The 6,910-nt window shown below is 36.2% G+C and carries 4 protein-coding genes; 3 read left to right on the forward strand and 1 reads right to left on the reverse strand.

Annotated features, from left to right (window positions below):
* Together ACYVIL_RS20225 and ACYVIL_RS20230 are read left to right on the forward strand one after the other, a co-directional pair.
* On the forward strand, positions 1 to 1,831 hold a 1,831-nt coding region (locus tag ACYVIL_RS20225; RefSeq protein WP_460314536.1), incomplete at its 5' end, for an FG-GAP repeat domain-containing protein.
* Between the two features lie 344 nt (positions 1,832 to 2,175).
* The gene (locus ACYVIL_RS20230; RefSeq protein WP_460314538.1) at positions 2,176 to 3,108 is read left to right on the forward strand and encodes a hypothetical protein; all 933 of its coding nucleotides are present in this window, start codon (positions 2,176 to 2,178) and stop codon (positions 3,106 to 3,108) included.
* Between the two features lie 20 nt (positions 3,109 to 3,128).
* Here ACYVIL_RS20230 and ACYVIL_RS20235 read toward each other — a convergent pair whose 3' ends face one another.
* Positions 3,129 to 5,243, reverse strand: coding sequence for a tetratricopeptide repeat protein (locus tag ACYVIL_RS20235; RefSeq protein ID WP_460314540.1), 2,115 nt, complete (start codon positions 5,241 to 5,243; stop codon positions 3,129 to 3,131).
* A 257-nt stretch (positions 5,244 to 5,500) separates the two neighbouring features.
* Here ACYVIL_RS20235 and ACYVIL_RS20240 point away from each other — a divergent pair.
* Positions 5,501 to 6,910 (forward strand): COG1361 family protein (locus tag ACYVIL_RS20240; RefSeq protein ID WP_460314542.1); only part of this gene is annotated, 1,410 nt, incomplete at its 3' end.

Raw genomic sequence — 6,910 nt, forward strand, 5'->3', positions numbered from 1 at the left:
TGGCACTTGGAGTACAGAAGTTAACTGGCTTACCGATACAAACAGTAATACAGATTACACCGATGTGACAGCATCACAGATTGCAGCTTTAGGCGATAATCCTTATATTTCTGTATTAAACCCAACGGTTACAGACATTACACCTCCAGAATTTAGAGGACTTGAGTTTTCGACAAATTCAATAGATGTTTCCTCTGGTACACAAACTATCACTTTAAAAGTGTATGTATATGAAGCTGAATCAGAGCCTAATTTAGTAAGCTTAGATATTAATCCACCAGAAGGTATACCAACTAGTCAGAGTAAAACCGTTAGTTTTTTCCCCAGTACAGGTTTAGGTTGGCAAGCAACCGAATTAGATGGGGTATACAGCCACGAAACAACGGTAACTTTTGACAGTACAGATGCTGATGGCACTTGGAGTACAGAAGTTGACTGGCTTACCGATACAAACAGTAATACAGATTACACCGATGTGACAGCATCACAGATTGCAGCTTTAGGCGATAATCCTTATATCATAATTACCCACGGAGATTCCGATTCTTTAGATCTTGCATTGCAAAGTGTTTCGGATGCTGAAATAGACATTGAAAATATCAGTAGTAGTTTTGAATTGACAGCAACTGATTTTTTAGAAAAGCCTACTAATTTTGAATTTGAGTTTAATTATTCTTCAAACTTAAGTTACCGCTCAATAGCCGTTTCTGGGGCATACTCTTCAGCCTCAAGTTGCAGTGTATATTCAGGAACTGGAACATGTTCATATGCAGTTTCCAACGAGTGGGAAACGTTGAAATTTACTATTTCTTTTGAATCTAGTGTATTGGGTGAGCATGAAGTTAGTGCAAGAGTATCTAATGAGGGGTTTGAAGTTGATACAACTAATAATGACGCTATACATTCTTTTATTACAAAAGTGATGAAAACTGCCAGAAACGACGTAGACGGAGATGGTAAATCAGATTTATTGTGGCGCAGTGAAGCGCGAGGTTGGAATTATCTTTGGGCAATGGATGGTGTTAAGACGAAGTTGGCACGTCCAATTAATGTGGTTCAAGGTGCCGGATGGTTAATGGCGGGGCAGGGAGATTATGATGATGACGGCATGTCAGATATTCTGTGGCGCAATACATTAACGGGTCAAAATTTCATTTATTTAATGGAAGGTCTGAGTATTAAAACACGTCAGGTGCTTAACTATGTGTCAGCCCCGCAATGGGAAATTCGAGGCAGTGGTGATTTTAATGGCGATGGCAAAGGTGACGTGATGTGGCGTCGAGTAGACCGAGGAGATACCTGGTTCTATATGATGGACGGGTTGAGTATAGGTGTTAATCAACCGTCATTGTGGGTAACGGACTTAAATTACAAGATAGCCGCGATAGGCGACATTAATGGAGATGGTACCGATGATGTTATTTGGCGTAATCAAGTAACGGGTATCAACTATATCTGGGTAATGGAAGATGGCGAGATAGGCAACCGGTATGTGTTAAATACAATTAATGGAGATTGGACGATAGCGGGCTCAGGAGACCTAGATGGAGATGGCACAGATGACATCGTTTTACGAAATCAAGTTGATGGACGCAACTGGGCGTATTTAATGGAAGATGGCCAAGTTAAAACCAGTCAATTGATTAATACAGTGGGAGACACCAACTGGCAAATCGCGAACATGGGAGACTATGATGGTGATGGTAAGACGGATATTCTGTGGCGCAATGAATCTACGGCCCGTAATTTAGTGCATCTAATGAATGGTTTAACGATTAAAGACCGTGGAGTGTTGAGGTCTACGGATAGTACTTGGACGTTGGCGAAATAAATATTATTTATTCCTAAAATTATATTCCTCTAGCTTGTATGTTGGAGGGATTACAATAGATCAGGTACTCTTGAAACTTCTTTCATCATAATTATAAGTAATTAAAGCGTTTGCAACTGTTCAACAAGAAAAATAAACTAACCAACGGACATGCTTAGATATTTATGCTACTGATGTAGTGTTTGATTTCTAGGAAATTAATTTATCTATGAAGTAGCATCGTTAATTATCAGTTGAACTGAATAAAAAACACTTGTTAATGAAAGATATAAACAGTGCTCTGATAGAATATAATTTGAATACCTAAAGTAAATGAATATTAGTTAGTTTCAAAATTGGAAATAATGAAAAGATTAAAAAAAATAGTATTGCATATTGGTTGCGAGAAAACAGGTACAACATCTATACAAAATCATCTATATGCAAATAGAGATCTTCTTTTGTCTGATTATGGCATTTTGTATCCAACTAGTTTGGGCAAAAAAAATCATACTAAGTTAGCAATTTATTGTTGCGACGAAGATAAAAAACTGACTAGGTTTATAAATAAAAGTATTTCTGAATTAAGAGAAGAGGTTGAGTTCGAATTAAACGAGGAACTTGAAAGATCTCATTGTGAAACGCTACTTATCTCTTGTGAATGGTTGCATCCTAGAATTAGAAGTGTCGAAGAGTTTGAAAGGCTAAAAGCTTTACTGTTAAAGTTTACAAGCAATATAGATATCATAATGTATATTCGGCCACAAACTGAACTTTACTCGAGTTTATACTCTACAGGTCTTAAAGGTGGTAGTTTTAAAGAGTTCTCATTCCCTAAAAACATCCCTTATTTTCTTAATTACTTAGAAATTTATAAACAATGGATGGCTAACCTCAAAATTAATAACTTTATCGTTGGTGATTTCAATTCGTCCACTTTGCAGAATAACGATTTATTAGACGACTTTTTATCTAAACTAGACATCGATGATACCCATAAATTTATCAAAGACAATGAGCATAAAAATAAGTCATTAAATATAAATGGAATAACTTTACTTAGAGCATTGAATTTTTCCTTAGCTAATAAATTGTTTGATAACGAAAATACAGAGATTAATTTTAGAGAACTAAAAGGCCTACTGGAGACAAAGTTTTCTGGCAAGCATGATTTTTATTCAACGGAAGAAAAAAATGTATTTCAATCAAGTTTTGACGAATTAAACTCAGAGTTAGCAGAGATCTTATCCATCGATCAAAACTACAAAATAGTATTATCTAAAATCGATGGTTGGTAACTAGGAATAGTTTCCGAATTTCAATTATTAGCTAATAAGTTTTTAAGATCAGGGTGCCGTTTATAAACTTCGCAGCGCTGAATTGCTGTTTGATATTGTTGTTTTGATTTATCGTATTTTTCTAAAAGCATATTTGTTAATGCTAATTTTAATAAAGCACTACTTTCTAAGCTTTCGTAAGATGCATTCAAATTTAGAATTTTTCGTTGTACGGTTTTGGGCAGACTTTTCGATGAGTGAGGTGGTGCCATTCTAGTCATGTAGTAAAGTTCGTGAGCCTTATCAGAAAATGTCAAATTTCCTCTTAACTCATCTCTTTTAAGTATTTCTAACGCTTTTTGATAACTTTCATAGCTCTTTATTTTCTTACCTAGATGAAGGTAACTATCACCCAAAGCTCCCCACATTTGATGCATACCATCCCCTCCTACCATTTTGAGTGCTTTGCTACGATAACTAAGAGATTCTTCGTATTCCCCCGAAAAATAATGGACCATACCAAGCATTTCAAATCCATAATGGGATTGGGGAGCAAGTTTTAACGCTTTGTTATAATTTAAAATTGCGACGTCAACTTTATTCAAACAAAAATTTAGAGTTCCAATATTTGTAAATAACAATTCATTTGGATTTTCCGTAACTACTTGATTAAATGCTTCAATTGCCCCGGTTAAGTTTTTTTGAGAAAGCTCTAGTTGCCCTAATAAGTTGAAAGCTTTCCAGTAGGTGGGTTGATTACTTATTGCAAGTTGTACAGTTGTTCTGGCTTTATTTAAGAGGTCTTTGTCTTCAGGAGTTTGACGGAAAGCTTCAAAATAAACACTTGCGATTGAAAATAGCAAATCGACATCATTATAAATTGGATGTGTTTTCATGTTCAATATAATAGTGATTGCTTCTTGTATCCTGCCTGATCGCTTAAGCATTTTTAGAAGTGTAGACAAAACATACGGGTGCTCTGGGGCATTCGAATAGGCTCTATCGCAAAAAGCTTCAGCTTCTTCCAATTTTATCTTTTCATCTTTAACCCAGCTCAATCCTATTAATGATTCACACAGCGCAGCGTTTCCCAATGCCCAATCAGGTTCACGTGAAACTAATTCTCGAAAATACTTCTCTGAAAGTTCTAATTTACTTACATCTTGGGATTGATCGAGTAAAACTCTTCCTAGTATATAAGTATTTGCTGCCTCAGAATCTTGTATCAATGGCATTAAAGGGGTGAATTGGTTCTTAAGATCTAGAGTATAAAGGATTGAGTCAACTAAATTTTGAGTGATTGTATCCAGGTTCGAATCAAAATAACTTCGTCTAGTTATTATCGACCAAATATTTTGTGAAATATATGGATTAGATAAGGAGGCACTCACTTTTACGAAGTTTTGTTGGATCTCTATATTAATATTTAATAGTAAGTCAGCTTGATAAATACTCAAAATGTCATTTGTGCTCTTTAAACTGTTATTAAGCAAATCATATTCAAGCTTTGTTAAGTTAGCATCATTATTTAACCCTCGCTTCAATGAAGCTAAAGGAATAATATCTTGTTTGGAATTATTGAAGGCTACTATGATGCCATACTTACCTAAGGTCGCTGGTAATTGCGTTAATTTACGGCTGCTTTTAGTAGGTGATGCTTGATTAATTGTAAAAAATATAAGGAAAGCAATTGTTACCGAAGTAATCAAGTATACCTTATAGTTCAAATGTACCTTTTTAAGTTGCCTCTTATTAGAAGTACGCTCCCTTGACGTATTTATTACTGAATCCTTAAGGTTTTTGGGATCTAGCTTCGTTTCTTCTTCTGCATGAGATGGAGGAGTACTGTTTTTATTTATACTCTGAGTGTCACTCGATGGTGTAGTGACCTCTTCCTGTGTGTTCAAAAAAAGTGTATATGACTCAACACCAAGCGCGGAGGATATTCTTTCTAAAGATGAATGCTCAACTGGTAGTTCTCTAAAAACTTTACTAACAAAATCCCTAGGAATATTATTTAATTTTTCTAAATCAGCGATCCTTATTGCTAATTCTGTTTGAGTTTTGAATCCAGCATTTTTGAGTGCTTTTTCAAGTTTTTGTCTAGAAGCTTTAATTCCACGCTTTCTTTTTCTAATGTTGTTATCTGTTGCCACAACGAATTCCTTTTAGTGGACAAACTTATCAGAACAGGAAAAGTCGAACCAATTCCAACCTAACTCAATGCTAAATATTGAATTTTAACAATTATTAGAAACAAATATACAACATTAAAAAAGCTTTTACTATTCATTAAGTGGCGATTATTTCATCTTAATTGTCTATAAATGCAGCTAAATGACTATAAATCTGGATGTAATTTATACTGTTTTTTGTCAGCCTGAAGTTGTCTATCAATACAAGGTGTCGTCACATGGAATACTGTAAAAACTATCCACACAAAAAAAACTATCCACACAAAAAAATCATTGGTTATTCGCTTAAATGGCTTGTCCCCTTTTTAACGCTTATGGTAAGTCATTTCGCATTAGCTCTTACCGTTGATGTAAGTTCTGATGGAGATCAATCTCAAAGAAATAGATACCAAGTTTATAAAATAGTCATTAGCAATACTGATAGTGTCACGAGAGGAAATGTAATAGTTTCAACTGATGTACCGGCCGGTACACGATTTTACAAAAATGCCTCTTTTCCACAAAGTAGTAACTGCAGCAGTTCATGCAGTGAAGGTGGAGTTCCAACTTGGTATTTAGGAAATCTAGAAGCTGGTGAAACACGTATAATTATCGCACCGCTTTGGGTTTTATCCAATGCAGCCGAAGGGCAAGTGACGATGACTTCAACAGTTATATATGATGGTATATCGTCTGCCATTACTAATGAGCAAAACTTAACGATTGACCTTGATGCACCAGCCATGTTGAGTCTAAGCTCAACAGCTCAACAGGTTAAGAAAAATGACACTATTGATTTTGAAGTAAGCTTCGGTAATGTCGGTAGCTCTGGGTGGGTATCAACGGAATTGAAGGCTAGTATTCCTAGTGGTACCACACTTGTTTCTGCTTCCGAAAATGGTGTGCAAGTGGGCAATAATGTTGTCTGGAACGTCGGTGTTAAGAATATAGGGAGTAGTGAAAAACGTAAGTTTACGGTGAAAACATCAAGTTCTGCTTCGCTCGGTTCATTATATAAATCAACTACTATTTTAAGTAATCAAAATATCGAGCTAGCTAAGGCTTCCGATATTGTGGTCGTTAAAACTGATACAAACTTAACACTTGATGTCACTGTTACCGGAGATACACGTACTCCAGGCCAATACTTGTATTATCGCTATGTTGTTGCCAATAAAGGTGCCTTGACGTTAACTGATGTTAATTTAAAAATTATGAATTCCGCCGGAGCGGAGTTTAACGTAAATACAACATTACCAAAAATGACAGGTTGCTCTACATATTGTAACGCGGGAGAGTGGGCAACGTTAGCGATAGGCCAGTTAGATGCTGGAGAATCTAAGGTGTTGATTGTGCCTGTATATCACGATAACCCGATTGATGCGCTTCCTTGGGTGAGTCACGCTGTAGTGACAGAGAGTAGCGGTCAATATACAGTTGGGACGAAACCCACAGTGCTTTATGACGATTCAATGAGTTTGATGTTGTCTATTACTGCAGACAAGCAGGTCGTAGCGTCAGAGGAAGAGCATCGTTATGAATTGAGTTACGGTAATGTCTCCGGTAGTGCAGTGCAAAACCTCGAATTGGAAGTTGATTTACCCGATGGAGTGACTTTCGTCAGTGCCAGCGATGGTGGCAGTTATGTC

This window comes from Aliiglaciecola aliphaticivorans (genome assembly GCF_054782055.1).

What these genes read in the sequence shown, in the direction of transcription:
- ACYVIL_RS20230 (WP_460314538.1), top strand. Translation starts at nt 2,176, where the DNA reads ATGAAAAGATTAAAAAAAATAGTATTGCATATTGGTTGCGAGAAAACA.